The sequence below is a fragment of the Paenibacillus sp. CCS19 genome, assembly GCF_033239625.1.
Lineage (GTDB): Bacteria > Bacillota > Bacilli > Paenibacillales > Paenibacillaceae > Paenibacillus_T.
In genome coordinates, this window is sequence record NZ_BTCK01000003.1 from 88,051 (window position 1) to 111,011 (window position 22,961).

Below are 22,961 nucleotides of genomic sequence, written 5' to 3' on the forward strand. Positions count from 1 at the left end.
AATCGCTGTAAACGACGCATAACGCCCATCCGCAGCTATTCGCTGTACTGTTGCCGAAGTCGATATTGCCGACGACGCCCCCAACCGTGTATACGCCAGCTCCACTCTGCTGGATAATGGATGTGACGTTCGCTGAACGAAGGTAGTTGTCCGTTGCGTTCCGGTGCGAGATTTGTGCAGTGGCCGGATCCGGCGCAATGGCGAACGTCATCCCCTGCGGCGTCGTCAGCGAGACCGATTTGTCGATAAAAGCGAAATAGTTGTTCGTTCCGCCAGTCACGTTGTACGTACCCGCCCATACAAGCTCTGCATAGAGCACTTCGCTCTCGACTGGCAGGCGCAGAATGGCGCTCGCGCTGTTGATGTTGAAATCGGATACGGTGCCCGCAGGGTAGCTGCCGAATTGCAGGTTCGTATCGATGGAAGTGAAGGCACCGATATAATCGCGGGTGCCGGGCACGCCTTCTTGCGACGAGCGGCTAAGGCCAAGCGTATTGCCCGTGAACGTTATCGCTCCGGTGTCGTTGCCGCTGAAACGAAGGACGAATGGCATGGAATCACCGCCTATTCTGCATAGCTTCTTCGTATCAGGTATATGCATAGCAGCTCGGCACCATGTTCCATTAAAAGTGCAGCACTCGCGATTAGCTTCGGCGTCTCTGAGGCACTCTATCCACAAAAGCCGAGACGGGGTGCTTTGTGAATAATAGAAGAACGCTTCCCAGCGCTGGGAAGCGTTCTTTGTGTTCCGTACAACAACACCGCTTATTTGCTCCTCACGTAGTTGAGGAACATCTCCTTAAGGATGAGCAGCTGCGGTCTCGATTCGAGGTCCGGTTCGAACAGCAGAATGTTGTTCTGCAGCGACAGCTGCCGCGAGAACTGGCCGAAGGCGTTCATGATGGTCGTCAGCGTTTCCTTGATCGGAAGGTCCGGGCGAATCGAACCGTCTTCCATCCCCGATTGAACGATAGCGGCAAAATGCTGAGAAATCTGCCGATGCAGCGCCACGAACGACTCCATATCTTCAACCGGCTCTTGGGAGTGAGCGGCGTAGCTGTCGAAATCAATCATATATTTGGCGCTGGCGCGGTTATGCTCTTCGATGAGGTAGTCGAACAGCCGCTCCAGCTTGTCCAGACAGGTGCCTGGCAATGCCGCCGTCGCCATGAAGGCGTCATGAATCGGCTGCAGCAGCTTGGCCGCAACGGCAATAATGAGCTTCTCCTTCTTCGGAAAATATCGAAACAACGTCGCGATGCCGATATTGGCCGCATCCGCGATATGCTGCATCGAGGTTTTCTCGATTCCTCTATTTATAAATTCGCGTTCGGCAGCTTCTACAATTGCAAGCTGCCGCAGTTGTTTGCCGTCGAGTCGTTCCTTCTCGTACCGTTCTTTAGCATCCATTCGTAATTACCTTTCATGGGCCAATCAGCCATTAAATATAAACGTATTATAACGATGCCAACTAGTGCTAGGCAAGGACGCATTGCGTTCTCTTCGAGGTGGTGATATAGTCTATATCATAGTGATATACACACTATCATTTTGCTTCGAGGGAGAGATGATCATGAGTCGTCTAGCGAATAAAGTAGCCATCATTACAGGTGCGGGAAGCGGTATGGGCCGAGAAGAAGCACTGTTGTTTGCGCGCGAAGGCGCGAAGGTGGTTGCAACTGACATCAATGAAGCAGCGGTACAAGCCGTCGTGAAGGAGATTGAAGCGGAGGGCGGTATTGCGACAGCAATCGCGCACAACGTCGCATCGGAAGAGCAGTGGGTCAGCGTTGTCGCAGCGACGATCGAGGCATATGGCAAAGTGGATATCCTCGTCAACAACGCGGGCATTTCGTTCGCGGTCGGCATGCTTGATACAACGGTCGAGCAGTGGGATAAAGTCATGAACATTAACCTATCCAGCGTGTTTCTTGGCATGAAGCACGTCGTTCCTCATATGCAGCAGAATAACGGCGGTTCGATTGTGAACATTTCGTCGATCGCCGGCATTACCGGCAGTCAAGGCGCTGGCGCTTATACGGCTTCGAAGGGTGCTGTCCGCATGTTGAGCAAGGCGGCCGCCGTCGATTACGGCAAGGACAACATCCGCGTCAACTCGGTACATCCGGGCTTTATCGAGACGCCGATGAGCAAGGAGTTCGTGGGCAACGAGCAGATGCTCCAATGGTTCCTGTCTCAGACCGCGCTGCCGCGTGTCGGACAAGCTGTTGAAGTGGCGAAGGCGGTCTTGTTCCTAGCGTCGGACGACGCATCGTACCTGACGGGCATCGAGCTTCCGGTAGATGGCGGGGTTACGGCGAAGTAAAGTTGATTTAATAAGGCAGTCGAGCTGCGTCGGTGGTTATGGCGAAACACGCAGCTCGCTGTGCTGTGCTAAGTGTGGTTTTGCTACGTTTATTTGGACCGAAGAGGGAATCTTACTATATAAGTGGGGCCTTACCCTGCTTAAACGGGCAGCAAGTACTTTCAGACGAATGTTATCCTGTGATAGGTGCGGGTGTACCCCGCTTATCTTGCGCTAATCGAGGTTAATCGTTCATTAAGCGTGGTTGAATACCGCTTAAATTGGGTTGTTCGCACACTGCACCTGCGGACGTTGGAAGTTGTCATATAGATGCGGTAAGTAAAAGGAGCTGTCTCGGGACCCGACAATCGGGGTGAGACAGCTCCTTCTTTGCGAGTTTGTCGATCTCGAGCAGAAGCTCAAACCGGCAGAACGGGCATCCTTTCCGCTCAAGTTGGCTCCATCGTTGTCATAAACCTGCACATCATCGTAGGTATTGGGAAAAAAACGATTAGTGATAGCTGTTTGCACTCGAAAACCTACAGTAAATGCAGGCCTTCACCCTAGGTAGCGATACGAACGAGCTAAGCCTGCATCGATTGCAGGCTTGTGGGCGGAGGCGGATAGTGTAATCGAATATGTGCGTGCTGGAAGTCTCTTTGTACGAACGAGCAAGGCTCGGGTTAAGCCCCGAGCTTCAACAGCTCGGAGCTCTCCAGAAACGTGGTCGTATTGAACAGGAACAACACCTGTTGAATCCCATTGTCCTTCATGTATTGACCGATATTACCGTTGTAATAACGCATATCGATAACATGAAGCTCTTGCACATGCGAAGTTAGAAAAGGAAGCATGCTGTGCGCATACGAGTCTTTGATGACAAGCAGCTTGTCGAGCTGGACGTCATCGGCCGGAAGCTCGGTCTTGATCGTCATAAGCGCATGAACGCCGCCGAGAAAATACGAATACTGATCCTTCTTAGCTAAGAAGCTGCTGTCATACAGCGACTCGCTCGTCGTGCCATCATCGGCTATCGACACCGTCGTGCGCAGCGGCTTCTTCGGCGTGTACGCTTCAATCGAGTCGGGCTTCACACCGCTGAATTGGCTCCGTGTATGATAGCTGCCAAGGAACGAATCCGACACGGTCTCGATGTTGAACGCCGACTCCGGCAGCGGCTCCCAGCCCATCTGTTTCGCATAAGCCGCATAGGCGAGATAAGCGCCATAAGTCGTCCAGTGGTGATCGGTCCGGTAGTAGATTGGACGGTCACCGTCTGCGGCATCGCGCAGAAAATCAAACCCATTAAGAAACGCGAGCTTCCCTTGAAGCTGCTCCTTCACGAACGCATTCACCTCTAGCTGCGAATCCGCTGACGCCAGCCAAGGCAGTCGCTCTGGATACATGCCGATCGAGGTGGGGGCGAGCATGAACGACATATTCATCTCAGGATGCATCTCCGCCCAGCTGCGCACAGCCTCCGCATATGCCTTCGCCTTCGCAAGGTCCGGCTGTTCGAACTTCTCGAACAAATAGCCGACCTTCCCTTTATAGATGCCATTGTTCTCCTGCTGCAGCCGCAGCTGTTCGATCTCCGATTTCAACCGCACCCAACTCGTCCGCATTGGAAAATGGTCCGTCACGAACGCCTCGGCTTCCTGCGAGAACTGCTTGTTCCATATATGGCTCCAGCTTAGCTCGGGCGGACGCTGCAGGACGCGGTTCTCCGTCTCCGAGAAGGTCTGCGTCGGCAGCGCGAGGAACAGCACCGCCGCTACAAGCAGGGCGGAGACGAAGCCGCCGACAAGCATGCGGTCGGAACGTTGATCCTTATTCATAGATGACAACACCTTCCCTTCTTCTCTGAGACGTTAGAACCTGAAGTACAAGAACGGATTGAATGTCGCATCGACCAGGTAAGCGACCGATAAGACGAACAGTACGAAGCAGCAGATCAGCTGAACGGGGCCGCGTCGCGGCAGCTTCAACAACGGTGTCGAGGCGATGACGAGCACCGCCAGTAGAATCACATTCGTATAAAGCAGATAGCCGGTGTTTCGATCCCACAGCGGGCTGCCGTTTCCGCCGAACATGGCGAGAAGGAATTCGCCGAGCTGCCCCAGCTGCTCGAAGGCGAACAGCACCCAGCCGATCAGAATGAGCAGCAGCGCATAGCCGTGCCGAATCCAGCGGGGGCTGCGTTCGAGCAGGCGGAGCAGCCACATTTTCTCAAACACAAGAATGACCCCGAAGTAAAGTCCCCACAACATGAAGTTCCAGCTTGCCCCATGCCAGAAGCCGGTCAACACCCAGACGATGAGGATGTTGCGCAGCTGCAGTCGTATGCCTCGGCGATTGCCGCCCAGCGGGATGTACACATAATCGCGGAACCAGCTGCCGAGCGAGATATGCCAGCGCCGCCAGAAGTCCGTAATGCTCTGCGCGGTATAAGGCTTGTTGAAGTTCTCGTTGAAGCGGAAGCCGAACATATGGCCAAGTCCGATCGCCATATCCGAGTAACCGCTGAAGTCGAAGTAAATCTGGAAAGCGAATGCAATAATGCCGAGCCACGCAGTCGTCGCTGGCATCTCGTCGATGTTCGAACCGGACACCGTATGCCACAGCAGACCGATGTTGTTAGCCAGCAGCACTTTCTTCGCGAGACCGATGATGAATCGGCGCACGCCTTCCGCGAACAGCTCAATCGTGACGACGCGATGCTTCAGCTGCTCCGCAATGACGGAGTACTGCACGATCGGTCCGGCCACGAGCTGCGGGAACAGCGCGACGAATGTGCCGAAGTCGATCCAGTTGCGCTGCGCCTGCACTTTGCCGCGATACACGTCGATGATGTAGGACATCGATTGAAATGTGTAGAACGAGATGCCGATCGGCAGCGCTAAGTCCGTTAGCGGGATGCTTGTACCAAGCGACGCGTTGACATTCGAGATCAGGAAGTCCGCGTATTTGAAGTAGGATAATAGCGCCAGGTTGACGACGATGGAGGCAGCAACGATCGCTGTGCGCTGCCCTGGAGACAACTTCGGCCTGCTGAGGAGCAGGCCGAAGCTGTAGTCCGTCACGGTGGACAGCAGCATGATGACGATGTAGACCGGCTCGCCCCATGCGTAGAAGACGAGGCTGGTCAAGAATAGGATCAGATTCCGAATCCGCCGCGGAGATACGTAGTAGAGTACAAGCACGGCGGGCAGGAACAAGAACAGGAATAGCAGGCTGCTGAACACCATAGGCGGTTACTTCGCTGCGAAGTAGGTATCGAACTGTTTCGTCAGCTTGTCGACGGCATCGGCATCGGAGATGGCGAACAGAATGTAATTGCCTTTGGTCACGAGCTTATAGTTCTTGGCGTTGTCGTATTGGTCGGGAAGGTACGTCTCGAATGTCTTCTGCACATCTGCTGCGCGTTGCTTGATCGCATCTTCGACGGTTTGGACGTCTTTCGCGTCTTTCACTTTCACGATCGCGATCTCATTCGTCTTCACGTTCATGAGCGGAATCTTCACGACATAGGAATCGAGCAGGGCAGGATCAAGATGATAGAGCGTCTTGATGTCGGCTTCCGTCAGATCCACCAGCGGTGGCTGTTCGGCCTGTTTGAGCAGGTCTTCGGACATCTCGGCGACGGTCATCGAAGGCTCTGGCGCAGTGGCTGTGCCAATATCGGTGTTCGTATTGGAGCCAGCTTCCGTAGAAGTGTCTGGCTTAGAGGACGTATCGACTTTGGAATCGGAGCCCGAATTGCATGCGGACAACATGAGTCCGACGAGGGCGACGCTAATAAGAGTTGCGATATGTTTTTTCATGATGGGAGTTCTCCTTTGTCGAACAAGTTTTGTATTGCTGCACGGCTGCCGTTGCCATTAGTAACGACCGGCAGATAGAGAATGTTGCATGTAAAAAATGTAATCGGGCAGTAGAAGGAACGCTTGATCGAATACGAGTCGGTTTTAAATAGGATGAGAAAAAGCCCGTTGCCTGGTAACTCAAGCAGCGGGCTTATTACGTTATTCTGCCAAGCTTGCACCTAGTGTTTTGTCGAGGTAAGCTTAAAAGGTATGATGTTCCTTCTGCTTCTTTCCTTTGTCTATCCGTTTCAACCTGGGAAATGCAAAGAGCGAAGTCATCCCTCCCCATTCATAACTTTCCGTTAATCCGTACATCTCGACACAGCTATATACGACTAAAAAGGGTAAGAGACCAATCGCAACAATGGCAATCACAAAACCAATGGAAATGGATTTCACAACGTTACCTAATTGCATGATGATCATCTCCAAATCGAAATGATATTTATATCGTGTTGCGATATAAATATGCGGAGGGGTAGGCTTAGATGCCAAATGAAGATTTATCGAAAGCCTTATATGAACAACTGGCGGATTTTCGATATAAGATGCGTCTGTTTCTTCGCTTCAGTGAAAGTGCTGCCAGGGAAGTGGGTCTAACCCCTCAACAACACCAATTGATTCTGGCCGTCCAAGGGTATCCAGGTCGAGATTATGCAACTATCTCGGAGGTGGCCGAGAAGCTGCAGATCACGCACCATGCGTGCGTTGGCTTAGTCACTCGCTGCGAGAAGTCCGAGCTGGTCAAACGGCGTCCTAATCCAGATGATGCACGAAGCGTACATATCGCATTAACGGATAAAGGAATCGAGATCCTGGGACGGTTATCGACCGTACATCTAAAACAGCTTCAAGATCTCAAGCTTGATTTAATCTCGTTTGAAGATAGCCAAGGAAAGTAGAAGGGATTAGCCTAGCATACTTGAACTTGAACGATCGTTCCAAATTGGATATACTGGAAACAAAAGGGGGAAACGCGTATGGTGCGTGCCAAGGCATTCGATCCGGCGGCGGCGCTGAACAAGGCCATGCACGTGTTCTGGAAGCATGGATATGAGAAAACCTCGGTCGGCGATCTGCTGGATGCGCTCGGCATTAATCGGGGCAGCCTGTACGATACGTTCGGCGATAAGCACACCTTGTTCCTTGCCTGTCTGAATCGTTATTCAGAAGCTTATATGTCCCGCGTTTTCGGGGCTTTGTCGCAGCCGACGCCGGTCGTTCCGACGCTTACGCAGCTGTTCCGCAACGTGAAGGATCTCGTTCATGAGGATCAAGAGAGCTGGGGCTGCCTGATGGTGAACACCGCCAATGAACTCGGCATACACGATGCGGCGGTGAACGAATTGGTCACGAACAATTTCTTGCAGCTGGAGCAGGCGTTCGCCGGATTTCTGGAAGCGGGCAAAGCCCGTGGAGAGGTGCGAGCGGAGACGGATACGGCTGCTTGCGCTAGGTATCTAGTCAGCTCGTTCGCCGGCATTGCAACGATGGCCAAGACGGATTTGCCCGCGTCATTCATCTATGATGCCGTGGATGTTACGCTCCGAGGGATCTAAGAGAACGCCTGTCGCATAGGAGGACAGGCGACTCTTGCGACCATATTGGAATGATCGTTCAAATATGAGAGGGGATTGATCGATGATGAGTGAAACGCTTGACACACGTCGCCCGCTGGCGGTTATTACGGCATCCTATTCGGGGCTTGGGAAGGTGCTCTGCAAACGGTTGGCTGAGGCGGGATACGACCTGGTCTTCATCAATCGGGAACACAGCCGAATGAACCAGCAGCTGCAAGATCTGCGAGCAACGAATCCGCTCCTCACGGTTCAAGGAATCGTCGCGGACTTGTCGAACCATGGGGCTATACGCCGAGCAGCGGAGCAGGTGACGGAGGCGCATACGCGTATCGATCTGTTGATTCATAATGCAGGCGCGCTGGTTGATCGGTTGACTCTCTCTCCGCAAGGTCACGACGTTCATTATGAAGTGAATACCGCTGCACCTTTCCTGCTGACCGAGCTGCTCCGAACACAGCTGGCAGCAGCGGGGAATGCGGTCGTCGTGACTGTCGGATCCAGTGCGATGAAGATGGCGCGCAAGCTGGACCTGACGGAACTTCGCAAACCGAAACGATTCAAGAAATTCGCACCCTATGTGCAGTCGAAGCTTGCGGCAGCCGCTGCATTCCAAGCCCTAGCCGCCGAGTATGCGAACGACGGGATTGCACTGCGTGTCGTCGATCCCGGTCCTGCCCGAACCTCCATGTCTCAGAGCGCAGCGCTTCCGGGGTGGTTTCGCTTGTTCCGCCGCTTCTTCGGCACCCCTGAAGCGGGAGCCGCTCGTATCTACGAGGCTGCAACTTCTTCGCGGTTCACGGATGCGCCGAGCATCTATATCGAGCGGGGCAGACCGGCACGGCTGCCGGCCGCGGCGCTAAAGCTTGAGACGCAGCAAGCGCTGCTAGCGATGCTGCGGCAGACAGTGGAGGGGACGAAGGCGTAGGCTGAGGGTAAGAAAAAGCTGTCCCGCAAAGTCGATGGAGCATGACTTTGCGGGACAGCTTTGCGATAAACGCGAATTGAATTAATGCGATGCCGGCTTGATCTCCGCATGTTCCATCTCGCTCAGCTTCTTGCGGCCCATGAAGAACGTGAAGAGCAGCGCCAGAGCGGAAGGAATGATCGCCCATGCGAACGTATGCGTGATGGAGTACGAGAGTCCGGACGTGATTTTGTCCAGAATCTCTTCCGGAATATACTTCCGCATCTCAGGCGCCAGAATGGCGCGCGGGTCGCTGAGGTTGACTTCGGCTGGCAGTTGGCCCTTCTCGTCAGCAGTGAACAGCTTGCCGAATTGATTCAGCATCGTATGGCTCTGAATAATGCCGAACACCGTAATGCCGATCGTCATGCCGAGCGAACGAAGGAAGTTCAGCGTTGCTGAAGCGGTTCCCCGTTCCTGCGGCGAGAAGGAGAAGATGGCCGCGTTGCTCAGTACGGAGAACGAAGCCCCGATGCCGAGTCCGATCAGAACCATGAAGATGACGACGGTGTAGCGATGCGAGTCTACGCCAAGCGTGGTCAGCAGAATGTTGCCGACTGTCAGCAAGGCGAGCGTCGGAAGCATGAGCGTTCGGAACGACAGCTTCATCATAAGCGCGCCGCCGAAGGAAGCCGTCACGACGGAACCAAGCATCATTGGAAGCAGGACAAGGCCGGAATCCGTTGATTTGCCGCCGAATACGCCTTGAATGTAGATCGGGATGTAGACGGATGCCGTAATGAATGCGGCGCCGCTGAACATCGCGATGGCGTTACTGGACCAATACAGGCGATTCTTGAACATGCTGAACTTAATAATAGGCTCGGCAGCAGCACGTTCGATGAAGATGAACGAAGTGATAAGCACGGCGAATCCAGCGAAGAGACTGAGGATAACGCCCGAATCCCATGCGTATTCCTTGCCGCCAAGTTCCAAGGCGAACATGAGGCAGACAACGGCGCCGACAAGCGCGATTGCACCCAGCCAGTCAATCTTCTGTTTGCTGTGCTCGACCGACTCTTTGTAGAAGAAAGCAACCATAACGAAAGCAATAAGACCGAGCGGAAGGTTGATGTAGAAAATCCATTCCCATTGAATGTAGTCCGTGATATAAGCGCCGAGCAGCGGGCCGAAAATACTCGACATGCCGAATACGGCGCCGAACAATCCGCCCAGCTTGCCGCGGCTCTCCGGCTTAACGGCGTCGAACATGATCGTGAAGGCAACCGGTACGAGCGCGCCGCCCCCGATGCCTTGAATGGCGCGATAAATACTCAATTGCACGATGGATGTTGCGGTGCCGCATAGAATCGACCCCAACATAAAGACGAGAATGCCGAATACAAAAAATTTCTTGCGTCCGTACATATCGGACAGCTTGCCGAATATCGGCATGCCCGCCATCTCGGCGACCATATAAGCCGATGTAACCCATACGAACTTGTCTAGCCCGCCGAGTTCACCGACAATGGTGCCCATAGCGGTCGCAACGATCGTATTGTCCATGGATGCCATTAGAATACCTAACAGCAGGCCGGCGACAACAATGCCGGCGTTATTGCGTTGTGCGGTCATGGTTCGTTGTTCCCTTCGAAATAGTTTTCAACTCTTGCAGTTGTTCATCATCTGGAGGCGTAACCATATGCCAGATGATCTCTCCGCCGGATTGCTCCGTCAAGCTTCCATTCTTGATGTCTTCCTTGAATGTCATCAACCATTGCAATTCAGACTCCAACTGATGGATGATGTACTCCGCTTCGATAACGAATATTCTCGACAGCTCCATCCCCTTAGAGAATTCGATACCGGCCCGACGCTCGGCGATCGCTTTCTTAATGAACCCGATGCGGCTGTCGAGTAACTCGACCGTTTCCAGAGGAGGAATGTGGCCGATAAACGCGAGCGCCGCGGGAAAATGCGGATATTCCTTCGCCGGCTCGTAAATCAGCTCCCGTATCCAATCGTGAAATCCCGATCGGCCCGCCTCCGTAGGCGCGTAGATCGTTCGTTCCGGGTGTTTTCCTTCCCGCTGGGTTTCCAGCTGAATGATCCACCCTTGCTTCAGCAGCGCCTCCACAACGGAATACAACGAGCCGTTATTCAGCTTGATCACGTCGGGTATGCCGCGCTGCTTCATCGTGGCGGATATCTCATAAGGATGCATAGGCTTCTCATGAAGCAGCGACAGGACGGCGAGTGCCAGCATATTGGATATTTTGCGGGCGGCCATCATCTTCACCTCCTTCTAACGATTACATACTCCAATAGTCGATATCGAGTATACGAGATAGAATAATGGTCGTCAACGGTCTCGGGATGTAGTCGATAACGAAAATTTTACATATAAGATTCAGAGAACTGAACATTGGGTTGCATTGCCATGAATGCTTCTGTATACTTTGTTAGTGATTAATCAATTACAAGTTTTATAAGGGGGGACAAGGATGGTTAAACTGGAAGCTGCGTCAGTGAACCGCAGATCAGATCTTATCTCAGCGGCGATTGAAGTGTTTGCCGAAGTCGGTTATTTTCGAGCCACGACAGCACAAGTTGCCGAGCGGGCCAATATTTCGCAGCCCTATGTATTCCGTTTCTTCGCATCCAAAGAGTCGCTGCTGTTAGCTGCGCTGGAGGCATCCTGGGATCGTGTCATTGAATCGTTCCGCCGCGTGGTGGAGACGACCCCGCTGGAAATGTTGGAAACTAAGCTTGTAAAGGAGTACGAGAATATTCAGGCGTCGTATCAGAACGAGATGCTCCTGCAGATGCAGGCACAGACCATTCAGGAGGATGCAATCCAGCAGACAATGCGTACTGCCTACATGGAGATCCGCAATATGGTTCTATTAGCGTTCCGTGATGCCGGCATATCCAATGCTGAAGAACGGGTGACGCTATTCCTTGCACGCGGCGTATTGTGCAATGTAGCTATTGCGATTAACTTGCCAGAGCTAATGAAGGAGCAGGAAGGGTAAATTTTTCTAAAATAGTTATTGACCAATCACTAACAATCGTTTATATTGAATTCATCGGTTAGTGATTGATCAATTACAAACAAGAAAGCGAGGGGACCTTGTCGCAAGCGGATATGCTGGATGGGATAATTGGTGAGGAGCAGCCTTCTTAAACACAAGCGAGACATGCTTATAGGCGAAACAGAAATAGGATAAAGCTAAGGTTTTAGTTATTAATCAATCAATAATTAGGAGGAGATTGTTATGAGTTCCGCGGTTCAATCGTTCATTACGAATCATGCTCGCACGCTTCAATATCGCTGGTGGGCGCTGATCGCGCTGGCACTGGCGCAATTCTTAGTGGTGTTGGATGCTTCAATCGTCAATATCGCACTCCCTTCACTCGGCTCTGAGCTTCACCTAAGCACCAATATGCTGAGCTGGGTTATAACGGCTTATGTGCTGCCCTTCGGGGGATTGCTGCTTCTCGGCGGCAGGCTGTCGGATCGCTTCGGACACCGAAGATTGTTCATGACCGGAGTGGCTGGATTCGCGATAGCATCGGCCGCAGCCGGTCTGTCCACCTCAGGCGCATGGCTGCTCACAGCAAGAGCAGTGCAAGGCGCGTCGGCCGCTCTGCTCGCGCCAGCGGCGCTGGCGCTCGTGACGAAGCTGTTCGCGAATCCGCAGGATCGCGCTAAGGCGCTAGGCATCTGGGGTGCAGTTGCCGGTATTGGCAGTGCGGCAGGAGTCCTGTTAGGTGGCGTATTGACTGCTTCGCTTGGCTGGTCTTCCGTCTTCTATGTGAATGTCCCTGTAGCAGCGCTCGTTCTCGCGGTGATCCCATTCCTAATTCCCAAGGATTCGCAAGGCGAACGCGTAAGTCTTGATGCAGCGGGCTCCGCTGCTGTAACGGCGGGCATTGTCGCCCTGGTTGCCGCATTGTCTGGAACAGAGCGAGTCGGCTGGACGTCCCCGCAGACGCTCATTCTCGCCGGTTTGGCGGTTGTACTGCTCGCAGCGTTCATCTTTTTGGAGAAGCGAGTAGCGAATCCGCTTATGCCGCTGGGCATTTTCCGCAATAAGTCCATTACGGGCGGGAATCTAGCCATGTTCCTGATCGGAGGCGCGACGACGGGGCTGTTCTTCGCGCTATCGGTTTATATGCAGCAGGTGCTTCATTACGATGCGTTGAAAGCAGGACTCACTCAGCTGCCGCTGGCGGGCTCGCTGGTCATCATCGCCGGAATCGTACCCGCTGTGGTTAAGGCGATCGGTACGCGCAAGACACTGGCGGGGTCACTGCTGCTGTTGGCACTGGGTCTAATCTGGCTCTCTTTGTCTCCTAGCGATGCTTCATTTGCGGTTCATTTGCTCGGTCCGTCGATCCTAATAGGCATTGGGCTGGGAGGCGCATTCGTCGCAGGAACGGAGCTTGCCGTACACGGCGTTGCGGATGATGAGGCAGGACTTGCAAGCGGCTTGGTTAATACGAGTCAGCAGATCGGCGGCGCCATCGGGCTTGCAGTGCTTACAACGGTCGCTTCGACGCGCATGGATCATCTGATTGGACGTGGTGCAACTGAAGCGTATGCACTGACGGGAGGGTTTTCTTGGGTATTCATCGGAGCCGCGGTCTTTGCAATTATTGGTGCGATTATAGTTCTGGTGGTTGTAAAGCCACTTTCGTCCAATGTTATTGATTAATCAATTACAATAATATGGAGTGTGATAGCAATGGTAAAAGCAATGGTAGTCCGAGCGGGCAGCGGTTGGGGCAAGGCGTTGGTCAAACAATTAATCGAGGCGAATGCCGAAGTTGTCGCCTATTCCGGTTCGCAGAGGAAGCTGGATACGCTGAAGACGAACCTCTCTTCTCCGCTTCTGCGAACGGTGAGAGGGGAGGCTGGCCGCTCGGGTGAACTGCTGGCCGCCGCCAGTGGCGTGGATGTTATATTCTGCGGGGTGCACTTAACTTATGACGACAAGCCGGAGAACGTGTATCGAATGCTGGAAGCCGTTCGAAGCGTCTCGGCAGCCATCGGAGCCAAGCTGGTTGTCGTGGAAGGGGTCTATTCCCCTTCGGATGTGAACGTGAAGAAAGCAGTGAACCTTCCCGGCCCCAATAAGCTGCACATTTTCAGCCCGGAGCTGTATGGCAGCGGCGCTTCCAACACACTGATCCATTATGCGCTGCGCAAATTCGTTCACGGGAAGACTATTAAGCTTCCCCTCGATCCATCGGTTAGAAGAGACTATTTATTCATAGACGATGCTGCGCGGTATGTATGCGAGCTGGCTTCAACGGCATCCGCGTACGGTCATGATTGGAATCTCCGCGGCAATGGTCCGATCTCGCAAGCGGAACTGCTTGGCTTAGCGAGTTCAGTCGTTCAAGCAGCGCCGCGGTTCGAGCCGATCGGGGGGTGGCAGCAGCGTTTGCTGCAGTGGTATGCGCCTAGTATGAAGTTGTTGTTAGACAGCTATGAGCAGCGCGGCAGTATGGATGAAACCTTAAGCATGGTATATGAGGGGATAGCTAGAACCCCGTATCAAGAAGGGATAGCTTTCACGGTACGGCGCATGTTGGATACGGATTTGACCGTCAGGAAGGGGGGATAGAGTATGGCTGGGAGAAGCGTGAAACGTCTGTTCTATATCGGTCTGCCTGTCCTTGTCGCCCTTCTGGTTGGAGCGGCACTGACCACTTATTGGTGGCAGATGCGGCTTCAGAAGCCGGTCGAGGTCAACATGGCCGACATGGGCCATATGGCAGGAATGACGCACTCGGAGCATATGGAGCATATGGAGCATATGGAGCATATGGGAGTTATGGCGGCTGCTAATTCCGATGAGAAGTCGGTTTCCTGCACCGCGATTAACGCTCCGGAATCAGAGGCCCCTATTCGCAAGTTCGATGTCACCGCAGCCCGGACGAAGCTGAAGTTGGATAACGGCAAGACAGTTGATGCATGGACCTTCAACGGCATATCGCCAGGGCCTGAGCTTCGCGTTACGGAGGGTGACCGGGTTGTCGTGACGCTTCATAACAAGGACATCGAGGACGGGGTTACGATTCACTGGCACGGGATTACGGTCCCGTGTTCGCAGGATGGGATTGCTGGCGTGACGCAGGACGCTGTACTCCCCGGCGGCCAATTCACGTATACTTTTATCGCGACGAGTCCCGGCACGTATTGGTATCACTCCCATCAGATGAGTTCCATTCAGGCCAGCAAAGGGCTTCTAGGTTCACTAATCGTTGAGCCCAAGCAGAAGTCTGAATTCGATCCCTCGACAAACGAGGCGACGGCTCTCTATCAGCAGCTCGGTTCCTCCATGCTGGTGAACGGAAGCGCGAATGGGCTTGCTGTGCCAGGCAAACCGGGCGAGCAAATTAGACTTCGGTTGATTAATGCAGGCAATGAAACGATGGAGTTCGATATCGATGGTGCCCCTGTACGGGTGCTGGCGATGGACGGACATGATCTGCACGACCCTGGGCTGCTGGATGCTGCGATTGTTCCGATCGGGGCAGGACAGCGGTATGATCTGCTCATTACGATGCCGGAGTCGGGCCAAGTCATCGTCCATAGCCCCTCGGCAAAGAGCTTACCGATTAAGATAGGCAGCGGAGCCCAACCGCAGCATTCAGAAGGCGGAGAGCTGTTCTCGTTCGTCGATTATGGCTCGCCGTCACCGACGGATCCGACTCCTAGGGTTGAGCCTGATCGGCATTTCGAGCTTAAGCTGGGCCAGACGTTATTCACCAAATCCATCAACGGGAAATCCTTTCACGAGATTCCCCCTTTGACCGTCAAGGAAGGCGATCATGTTGTTATCACTGTATCCAACGAAGGCGGCGGCGATCATCCATTTCACGTCCATGGGCATGTATTCCGCGTTCTTAGCAGGAATGGCGTTGCTCTGCAAGGCAGCCCTGTATATCTGGATACGCTCCTAACGAAGAAAGGCGAGACCTATGAGCTGTATTTGGAGGCGAACAATCCGGGGCTCTGGATGGCGCACTGCCACAATCTGAAGCATGCCTCGATGGGCATGAGCATGATGCTCAATTACGAGGGCATCACAACGCCCTACCGGGTCGGAACCAAGTCAGGCAATCTCCCTGATCTATAAAATTAATTTACTATAATTGGTATCTCTCTTCATATACAATAAAAGCAATTCGATCTTGATCCTAATGGGAGGTTCACGATGAAAGCAGAGACGCAAGACAGAGGCCGCATGATGCGAGCGCTCGTCTATGACCAGTATGGATTGCCCGACGACGTCCTTCGAATCGCGCAGGTCGAGGTGCCTGTACCGAAGGAGCATGAAGTATTGATCGAAGTTGCTGCTGCATCGCTCAACTCTTGGGATTGGGACCTGCTGCTCGGCAAGCCGTTCGTGAACCGGATCGGCGGGCTTCGCAAACCCCGGTACCCGATTCTCGGCGCGGACGTTGCAGGTCGGGTAGTCGCTGTAGGATCGGCGGTTCAGCGATTTCAGCCTGGAGATGAAGTGTTTGGAGACCTCTCGGGCTGTGGTTGGGGCGGATTCGCCGAATATGTATGTGCGAGCGAGAAGGCTCTAACGCCGAAACCGGCAGGAATAAGCTTCGCGCAGGCGGCTGCGATACCGCAGGCGGCCGTCCTTGCCCTGCAAGGATTGCGCATGCAAGGCGATCTGGCAAAGGGGCACCATGTGCTCATTAACGGAGCGGGTGGCGGTGTCGGCACATTCGCCATTCCATACATAAAGCTGCAGGGCGCGGAGGTGACGGGCGTCGATGCTGCCGAGAAGCTGGATCTGCTGCGCGCCGTCGGGGCAGATCATGTACTGGATTATCGTACACAGGATTTTACGACAGACGGACCGCAATATGATCTCATTCTCGACGTCGTCGGCCATCGGTCGCTGTTCGAGATGAAGCGCGCACTGCGGCAGGGCGGCACCTATGTCATGATCGGCGGGACTATGAATCGGATTATTCAAGCCGCGCTAACAGGACCGCTGGTGGCATGGCTTACTGGCAAAAAAGTAAAGGTACTTCTCCATAAGCCGAGCCATGACGATCAGCTTATCTGGAAGTCACTCGTTGAGTCCGGTCAGGTCGTGCCTGTCGTTGATCGGCAGTATACACTTGATCATGCGATAGAGGCGTTCCGATATTACGGGGAAGGCCGAGCGAAAGGAAAGATCGTCGTTAGCCTGTTGTGAATAAAATAGAGGGCCGAAACGCGGTCAGAGCCAGAGCTAAGAGACGGCCGCGTTTCGGCCCTTTGTCTGCTCTCCGCATGAATGGTACGTTAGTTGGAGATGGTAAACCTGTCCAAGCAAATAACGATGTGGAAGGGGACACCAAGTAGATGTACTACTTCAAGGAAGGCTTGATCAACATCATCGAGCCGGATAAGCCGGACCCTGCGGCAGCCAAAGTATTGCAGGAGGCGCTCGGCGGGCAGTTCGGAGAAATGCGGACGATGATGCAATACTTCTTCCAAAGCTCGAACTTCAGAGGCAAGGAACGGCAGTATCGCGACCTGCTGAAGGGTGTGTTCTTGGAAGAAATCGCGCATGTCGAGCTTGTTCAGACGACAATCAATCAGCTGTTGAATGGGGCAGGCGTATCTTCGCCTCCTGGCAATTCGGGAGTGGATGGCGCTCCGCTGGATGAAGCGGTGAAGCATGCGAATCCGCACCATTTTATCGTAGGCGCACAGAGCTCGCTCCCTGTTGATGCTGGCGGCAATCCATGGAATGGCTCTTGGGTGTACGCTCATGGCAACCTAATCGCGGATATGCTCAACAACGTTGTGCTGGAATCGACAGGCGTTCTGCAGAAGACGAGAATTTACGAGATGAGCTCGAACAAAACGCTTCGCGAAACGCTCGGTTTCCTCATCGTCCGCGACAATGCGCATCAGAACGCATTCGCTAAAGCGCTGGAGACGCTTGGCGTCGAATGGGCCAAGCTGTTCCCTGTCCCTAATTACGACATCAACAAATATCCCGAATGCCGGAAGTTCGTCGACATGGGCTATCATAACGCACAGTTCAACTTCAGACTCGATCCAACTCGTATCGGCGAGATTTTCCAAGGGGAGAGCCCAAGCCGCAATAAGGGCGAGCTCCGAGTTATCGATCCGCCGCAGCCGTTCCCGGTTCCGGAATTCCCGGAGATGCCGAATGAGCATAGTCCTGGATTAACGGATATGGGGAGATAAAATAACGAGAAGCATGGAGAATCATTCCCCATGCTTCTTTGCATTAGTGTACATATTTGCCTTGACCCGGCACCGCGATAGTGTCGAACCCATCCACCAGCTGTTGCAGGCTCGCCGTGAGCTCGTCGCCTGACAAGGGAACGCCATGACCGGTGACCGCAACGGCTGGGTGCAGCGCCGCAAGCTTGTTAACGGAGTAATGGGCTTCCTGCCAATCGGTTGTAAAATATTTCGGCGGACCGCTGATCTCCGCCTTCTGCGTGAACACCTTGTAGATCGATTCCTGCTTCACCGTAACGAACGCGTCGCCCGCGATTAAAACTTTATCGGCCCCTCGGAACAGCGACACATGGCCCGGCGTATGGCCTGGCGTATGAATCCATTGCCAGCCTGGCATTTCTGGAATGGAACCATCCGGGGAGAGAGCGGTGACACGCGATCCTAATTGGATCGGTTCGTTCGGAAACCAAGGGGACATCTTGGCGACCAGTCCGCTGGAAGCCGAAGGATCGGCGGGAGGATAGGCCCGCCCGCCAGTCAAATACGGAAGCTCCTGCTCGTGGGCGTAGACCGGGACATTCCACCGCTCGATTAATTCAATGATGGCACCGACATGATCGAAGTGGCCGTGTGTGAGCACGATCGCATCAGGACGAGCATCCGTGCCGAACCTTTCCTCGGCGGCGGCTATAATATCGTCGGCTGACTTCGGCATCCCAGCATCGACGAGCACCCAGTTGTCTCTATCCGGGATGCTGACGAAGCATACGTTGACGATCTGGATCGTTACAACGTATACATCAGAAGCGGCTTCTAGTCCGACTCCGCTGTTAATCGAGGTAACCGGCAAGTAGTGGTAGTCCTCGCCGTATTTCATTTCCGTCTCCATCATGTACCTCCTAGAACATCGAATGGGGCTCCCCGTAATTTTCCTCAATCGACGGTCGTTCATCCAAATAAATTCCTGAATAGGGCAGGTACAGCCAAGCCATTCTAATAGGCGTTGTCCATAACGAAGGAGGTCATTTTATGCCATTCAACAACTATTCGCACAATCCATCGGTTCAACAAGTCGAGCAGCTTGTGCAGCAGCTCGTCCAACAAACGCAGCAAGCCAGCCAGAATTATCAGCAGCTGCTTCAGCAAGAGCAGCAGAATGCGCAGCGACTTGAAGAGTTAGCTCAACGTGAGCAAAGAGCCGCGCAAGTGATCCAGACGGCGCTCCAAGGCCATCAAACGGCCATCCAGCAGCTGAACCAGATTGCATCGCTGGTCAGACAGGTCGAACAGTCGGCTCACTCGCAAGCGCAGTACGCGTATAATCCTGCGTTCTCGCAGCCAAGTCACTATCAACCTGCATTTGCTGCGAATACAGCAGGCTATTCGACGGCTTCGCACGGATTCGATTCGAACTTCCGTTAACATTGCTTTCCGTCGTTTAATCTTAATCGATGACAGTAGAACAGGCTGCCGACCGGCAGCCTGTTCTGTTGCGTCTATTACCTACTCCACCGTCACCGGCAGCACGCCTTGCGGCTCTAATTGGCCGAGCAGCACCTTAAGGCCAGCTGCCGTATTCGGCTCTTGTTTCCCGTAAACCGCAAGTCCGGAGCGAATATTGTTCACGAACATCGTCTCATATGGATTGCCGAGCGAGAGCAGCGCATAGCGCTTATTCTTACTATTCGCGTAGTCGATGACGCCTTGCGTGCCCGACGAGTTAAACTCGCTCGCCACGTTACGGAATTGATAGGATGCCGCGATTACATAGTCCGCCTTATCCAGCAGTGCATTCATGTTCGCTTGGCCGATAATCGCGATGTCGGTCTTGAGCGACAGCGACGAACCCGCTTGAAGCAGCTGTTTCTCGAGCTGTTTGGCCTGCTCCTCGCTTGATGCGGCGATGACGACTCGATCCCCCGAGCGGATCAGGTCAGGATGCGCGCCATCACGGCTAGCCAGCAGCGTAACGGCCCGTTCTGCGATCTCCGTCTCGACGGCGCGATGCGCCTCGGACCCGATTGCTTGATCGAACGCTGCAAGCTTGGTCGACAAGCTAGGCTGTGGATCGAACAAGCCATACTTCGCCTTCAGCTCCAGAATGCGCTCGACCGAAGCGTGAATCGACGCTTCGGAGATGGACCCGTTCTTCACGGCTTGCACAAGCGCCGCGTGTGCGGAAGCCAAATCTTGCGGCATGAGGATGATGTCGACGCCAGCTTGAACGGCGCGTACGACGGCTTGATTTTCGCCAAAATGGTCCGCAATCGCCTCCATCGTGAACGCATCCGAAATAATGACGCCCTTATACCCGAGCTCTCCTCGAAGAAGTCCGGTCAGCACCTTCTTCGACAGCGTCGCCGGAATCGGCACGCTGCTGCCATCCTTCAACGATATGACATGGTCGTTATCTACCGCAGGGAAAGCGATGTGAGCGGTCATAATCATCTCTACGCCATTGTCGATTGCCGCACGGAACGGCTTTAGTTCTACTGCATCGAGTCTATCGTGCGTATGGTTCAGCACCGGCAGTCCGAGATGGGAGTCTACTGCTGCATCGCCATGTCCCGGAAAATGCTTCACAGCGGCCACAACGCCCGCCTGTTGCAGACCTTTCATCGTGGACAATCCCAGCTTCGTCACGAGGTCCGGGTTCGAGCTGAACGACCGCATCCCGATTATCGGATTGTCGGGATTGCTGTTAATGTCGAGCACGGGGGCGAAATTCACCTGAAGCCCAAGCGCCTTCAGCTCCTCGCCCGTCAGCCTTCCTGCGGCTTCGGCAAGCGATGCGTCGCCGATTGCGCCAAGCGCCATCTGTCCGGGCAAATTCGTGCCGCCAGGAATCCGTTTTATGACGCCGCCTTCTTGGTCGATGCTTAAGAACAGCGGAATGTCGCCGGCCTCGGCTTGCAGATCATGCGTAAGCGTCGTCAGTTGCTTGGCGTCGGTAATATTTTTGTCGAAAATAATGAGTCCGCCCAGGTTCTGATCATGCAGACTGCTCTTGATTCCATCGTTAACGGTCGTCGTCACCTTGCCGTTGTACTGCCGAATATCGGGCATGAGCATCTGACCGACCTGCTCGCTCACCGTCATATAGGAGATCAGCTTATCCCAGTCATGCTCCCCGATCGCTGCTGCCCGCTCGAAGCGGATGACCCTCGTCATGAAGACGGCGAACTCGGCCCGCGATACCGACTGGTTCGGACGGAAGGTGCCGTCGGAATACCCGCCGAGCAAGCCATTGGAGCTCATCGTACGAATCGGATCGACCGCCCAGTGCGCTGCAATGTCCGATAGATTGGCGGATTGGCTGCTGCCGTTCGTGAGCTCGTATGCCCGCGTCAGGAGAGCAGCGGTCTCTGCGCGAGTGATAGGTGCATCCGGATGGAAGGTGCCGTCAGGGAAGCCGCCGGTCAGCCCGTTGCGCGCGGCGATCGAGATCTCACGGTAGAAAGGATAGGAGGTGCTGACGTCCGAATATGTCTGGCCTGAATCGGGCTGCTGGTCTGGATACAGCTCCCGCACGAGAAAAGCAGCGGCCTGCGCGCGTGTAACACGGCCTTCTGGCTTGAATAGTCCGTTCCCGTAACCGGCGACCGTACCGCGATTCGCCATGTACATAATGCTGTCCTCGGCCCATTGCGTATGCTGTAAGTCCGTAAATTTCTGCTCTGCGGAAGCAGGTCCCGCCCATAGAAGAACAGCGCCGGCAATGGCGCCGGCGACTGCGATTGTTCTATATTTCATTGGCTTCACTCCGTTTCACCCCATAATTATGTCTGTATTATTTACGTGTAAGTATATAGGGTAGACGCTGAGGGGGGGAGGATTGTTGCGAAGGAAATATATGGATTACGCATGATTGCTCTGAGAATCAGTATGCAGCCGATCGGAAATAGCGATAGATACGGTCGAGCTTCTTCGTTTGTTGGCCTTGCTTCTTCTCCATGCCTCCGAACTCGAAGAACTTCACTTTCTTAATGCCGACATAGCTGAAGAGCGCTCTGCGCATAAGGGTCTTGTGCGCGTTACCCAGCCAGAGGAGCGGATAGAGGGTTGGACCTTTCATGGTTGAAATGCATACAACGGACTTGCCCTTGAGCAGACCTTCGGGGAGTAAACCGCCCTTCTCGCGATAGGCGAAATTCGATGCGAACATACGGTCAATATAGCCAAGCAGCATCGCAGGAGGACGGCCCCACCAGATCGGGTAGATCATCACAATCCGGTCCGCCCACAGCAGCTGATTCCTATACTTCTCTAATGTAGGCTCGACATGCATATCTCTTCTGCGCTTCTGATCGTTGAACACGAGAATCGGATCGAAGCCTTCGCCGTACAGGTCGAGCACTTGAATGTCCTCTTCCTCCACATGCGGGTTCTCTTGCAAGCCTTGGAGCGTTTGCTGCAGAAAAGCATGGCTGAGGCTGTGGCGATTCGGGTGGGTATAGATAATAAGGGTTTTCATAAGGCACCTTCTTTGTTATCATTTGATAATAAGATAGCATTGCGGAATTTAATTGTCAAATGATAATTATGTTTTGATAACAAAAGTAGACTGGATGACCCTTTACGAGGAGATGTTTCATGATGGTGTCGAAGGAAACGTTGTTCGAGCAGCTGGTGTCCCTTATTGCATCCTCTCATCAACTGCATTATGAGATGACGAAGGATTTGCCGAAGGACGACATTACGCCTCTTCAATACGAGATTCTCGAGTTTCTATTGGTGAAGCAGCCGATCACGCTGAGCGAGCTGAGCGAGTGCAAAGGCATCTCCCTGCCGAATACGAGCCGAGAGGTCAAGAAGCTGACGGATAAGGGGCTGTGCGAGAAGCTGGATGATGCAGGGGACAGGAGAAAGCAGTACATTCGGTTGTCTGCAGGCGGGGAAGCGAGGATGAACGAGTGGATGGCGCATATGAAGCAGTTGTTTCTGCAGAAGGTGGAAGGCGCACAGGATGCGGAGCTCGCTCAGATCTCGGAGGCGATTGGGGTGCTGAAGGCGACGCTGCTGCGGGATTAAGTGGTCGATTCGTATATAGGGGGTCATGTCG

22 protein-coding genes are annotated in these 22,961 nt (G+C 53.8%); 12 read left to right on the forward strand and 10 right to left on the reverse strand.

Annotated features, from left to right (window positions below):
• Nucleotides 1-765: 765 nt before the first annotated feature.
• Complete coding sequence (locus SBI19_RS03940; protein ID WP_317965165.1) at nucleotides 766-1,410, reverse strand: TetR/AcrR family transcriptional regulator; 645 nt, start codon at nucleotides 1,408-1,410, stop codon at nucleotides 766-768.
• A gap of 163 nt (nucleotides 1,411-1,573) precedes the next feature.
• Here SBI19_RS03940 and SBI19_RS03945 point away from each other — a divergent pair, with 163 nt between their 5' ends.
• Entirely contained in the window at nucleotides 1,574-2,326 is a 753-nt protein-coding gene (locus SBI19_RS03945) for an SDR family NAD(P)-dependent oxidoreductase (RefSeq protein WP_317965167.1), read from the forward strand.
• A 662-nt stretch (nucleotides 2,327-2,988) separates the two neighbouring features.
• Here SBI19_RS03945 and SBI19_RS03950 read toward each other — a convergent pair.
• The 4 genes from SBI19_RS03950 to SBI19_RS03965 all read right to left on the reverse strand — a co-directional run bounded on the left by SBI19_RS03950 (nucleotide 2,989) and on the right by SBI19_RS03965 (nucleotide 6,588).
• A complete protein-coding gene (locus tag SBI19_RS03950; protein WP_317965169.1) occupies nucleotides 2,989-4,143 on the reverse strand; it encodes a DHHW family protein in 1,155 nt (384 codons plus the stop codon).
• A 33-nt stretch (nucleotides 4,144-4,176) separates the two neighbouring features.
• The gene (locus SBI19_RS03955; RefSeq protein WP_317965171.1) at nucleotides 4,177-5,553 is read right to left on the reverse strand and encodes an MBOAT family O-acyltransferase; all 1,377 of its coding nucleotides are present in this window, start codon (nucleotides 5,551-5,553) and stop codon (nucleotides 4,177-4,179) included.
• A gap of 6 nt (nucleotides 5,554-5,559) precedes the next feature.
• Nucleotides 5,560-6,129: a DUF4358 domain-containing protein gene (locus SBI19_RS03960; RefSeq protein ID WP_317965173.1), complete on the reverse strand. Its 570-nt coding sequence runs from the start codon at nucleotides 6,127-6,129 to the stop codon at nucleotides 5,560-5,562.
• 243 nt (nucleotides 6,130-6,372) lie between these two features.
• The gene (locus tag SBI19_RS03965) at nucleotides 6,373-6,588 is read right to left on the reverse strand and encodes a hypothetical protein (RefSeq protein ID WP_317965175.1); all 216 of its coding nucleotides are present in this window, start codon (nucleotides 6,586-6,588) and stop codon (nucleotides 6,373-6,375) included.
• Nucleotides 6,589-6,659: 71 nt separating this feature from the next.
• Here SBI19_RS03965 and SBI19_RS03970 point away from each other — a divergent pair, with 71 nt between their 5' ends.
• From SBI19_RS03970 to SBI19_RS03980, 3 genes are all read left to right on the forward strand, one after another.
• On the forward strand, nucleotides 6,660-7,073 hold the full coding sequence (locus tag SBI19_RS03970; RefSeq protein ID WP_317965177.1) for a MarR family winged helix-turn-helix transcriptional regulator: 414 nt from the start codon (nucleotides 6,660-6,662) through the stop codon (nucleotides 7,071-7,073).
• Nucleotides 7,074-7,151: 78 nt separating this feature from the next.
• Nucleotides 7,152-7,730: a TetR/AcrR family transcriptional regulator gene (locus SBI19_RS03975; RefSeq protein WP_317965179.1), complete on the forward strand. Its 579-nt coding sequence runs from the start codon at nucleotides 7,152-7,154 to the stop codon at nucleotides 7,728-7,730.
• Between the two features lie 82 nt (nucleotides 7,731-7,812).
• Nucleotides 7,813-8,676, forward strand: a complete 864-nt coding sequence (locus SBI19_RS03980; protein WP_317965181.1) for an SDR family NAD(P)-dependent oxidoreductase — start codon at nucleotides 7,813-7,815, stop codon at nucleotides 8,674-8,676.
• Nucleotides 8,677-8,757: 81 nt separating this feature from the next.
• On the opposite strand, the gene SBI19_RS03985 is transcribed toward SBI19_RS03980, so the two are convergent.
• Together SBI19_RS03985 and SBI19_RS03990 are read right to left on the reverse strand one after the other, a co-directional pair.
• The gene (locus SBI19_RS03985; protein WP_317965183.1) at nucleotides 8,758-10,290 is read right to left on the reverse strand and encodes an MDR family MFS transporter; all 1,533 of its coding nucleotides are present in this window, start codon (nucleotides 10,288-10,290) and stop codon (nucleotides 8,758-8,760) included.
• Nucleotides 10,271-10,948, reverse strand: a complete 678-nt coding sequence (locus SBI19_RS03990) for a PadR family transcriptional regulator (protein WP_317965185.1) — start codon at nucleotides 10,946-10,948, stop codon at nucleotides 10,271-10,273. Before SBI19_RS03990 ends, SBI19_RS03985 begins: the two co-directional genes overlap by 20 nt.
• Nucleotides 10,949-11,159: 211 nt before the next feature.
• On the opposite strand from SBI19_RS03990, the gene SBI19_RS03995 reads away from it, so the two are divergent.
• From SBI19_RS03995 to SBI19_RS04020, 6 genes are all read left to right on the forward strand, one after another.
• Nucleotides 11,160-11,690 (forward strand): TetR/AcrR family transcriptional regulator, encoded by a 531-nt coding sequence (locus SBI19_RS03995; RefSeq protein ID WP_317965187.1) that lies wholly within the window; start codon nucleotides 11,160-11,162, stop codon nucleotides 11,688-11,690.
• Nucleotides 11,691-11,933: 243 nt separating this feature from the next.
• Entirely contained in the window at nucleotides 11,934-13,376 is a 1,443-nt protein-coding gene (locus SBI19_RS04000) for a DHA2 family efflux MFS transporter permease subunit (RefSeq protein WP_317965189.1), read from the forward strand.
• A 30-nt stretch (nucleotides 13,377-13,406) separates the two neighbouring features.
• Nucleotides 13,407-14,291 carry an NAD-dependent epimerase/dehydratase family protein gene (locus tag SBI19_RS04005; RefSeq protein ID WP_317965191.1) on the forward strand — a complete coding sequence of 295 codons (885 nt, stop codon included), beginning with the start codon at nucleotides 13,407-13,409 and terminating at the stop codon, nucleotides 14,289-14,291.
• A gap of 3 nt (nucleotides 14,292-14,294) precedes the next feature.
• Entirely contained in the window at nucleotides 14,295-15,809 is a 1,515-nt protein-coding gene (locus tag SBI19_RS04010; RefSeq protein WP_317965193.1) for a multicopper oxidase family protein, read from the forward strand.
• Between the two features lie 78 nt (nucleotides 15,810-15,887).
• The gene (locus SBI19_RS04015; RefSeq protein ID WP_317965195.1) at nucleotides 15,888-16,892 is read left to right on the forward strand and encodes an NAD(P)-dependent alcohol dehydrogenase; all 1,005 of its coding nucleotides are present in this window, start codon (nucleotides 15,888-15,890) and stop codon (nucleotides 16,890-16,892) included.
• A 149-nt stretch (nucleotides 16,893-17,041) separates the two neighbouring features.
• Complete coding sequence (locus tag SBI19_RS04020; protein WP_317965197.1) at nucleotides 17,042-17,899, forward strand: manganese catalase family protein; 858 nt, start codon at nucleotides 17,042-17,044, stop codon at nucleotides 17,897-17,899.
• A 43-nt stretch (nucleotides 17,900-17,942) separates the two neighbouring features.
• Here SBI19_RS04020 and SBI19_RS04025 read toward each other — a convergent pair whose 3' ends face one another.
• Nucleotides 17,943-18,788 carry an MBL fold metallo-hydrolase gene (locus SBI19_RS04025; RefSeq protein WP_317965436.1) on the reverse strand — a complete coding sequence of 282 codons (846 nt, stop codon included), beginning with the start codon at nucleotides 18,786-18,788 and terminating at the stop codon, nucleotides 17,943-17,945.
• Between the two features lie 140 nt (nucleotides 18,789-18,928).
• Here SBI19_RS04025 and SBI19_RS04030 point away from each other — a divergent pair, with 140 nt between their 5' ends.
• On the forward strand, nucleotides 18,929-19,321 hold the full coding sequence (locus SBI19_RS04030) for a hypothetical protein (RefSeq protein WP_317965199.1): 393 nt from the start codon (nucleotides 18,929-18,931) through the stop codon (nucleotides 19,319-19,321).
• Between the two features lie 81 nt (nucleotides 19,322-19,402).
• On the opposite strand, the gene SBI19_RS04035 is transcribed toward SBI19_RS04030, so the two are convergent.
• Both SBI19_RS04035 and SBI19_RS04040 read right to left on the reverse strand, forming a co-directional pair.
• Nucleotides 19,403-21,652: a glycoside hydrolase family 3 N-terminal domain-containing protein gene (locus tag SBI19_RS04035; protein ID WP_317965201.1), complete on the reverse strand. Its 2,250-nt coding sequence runs from the start codon at nucleotides 21,650-21,652 to the stop codon at nucleotides 19,403-19,405.
• Between the two features lie 127 nt (nucleotides 21,653-21,779).
• Nucleotides 21,780-22,373: an NAD(P)H-dependent oxidoreductase gene (locus SBI19_RS04040; RefSeq protein ID WP_317965203.1), complete on the reverse strand. Its 594-nt coding sequence runs from the start codon at nucleotides 22,371-22,373 to the stop codon at nucleotides 21,780-21,782.
• Nucleotides 22,374-22,492: 119 nt separating this feature from the next.
• On the opposite strand from SBI19_RS04040, the gene SBI19_RS04045 reads away from it, so the two are divergent.
• On the forward strand, nucleotides 22,493-22,930 hold the full coding sequence (locus SBI19_RS04045) for a MarR family winged helix-turn-helix transcriptional regulator (RefSeq protein WP_317965205.1): 438 nt from the start codon (nucleotides 22,493-22,495) through the stop codon (nucleotides 22,928-22,930).
• The last annotated feature ends 31 nt before the right edge of the window (nucleotides 22,931-22,961 follow it).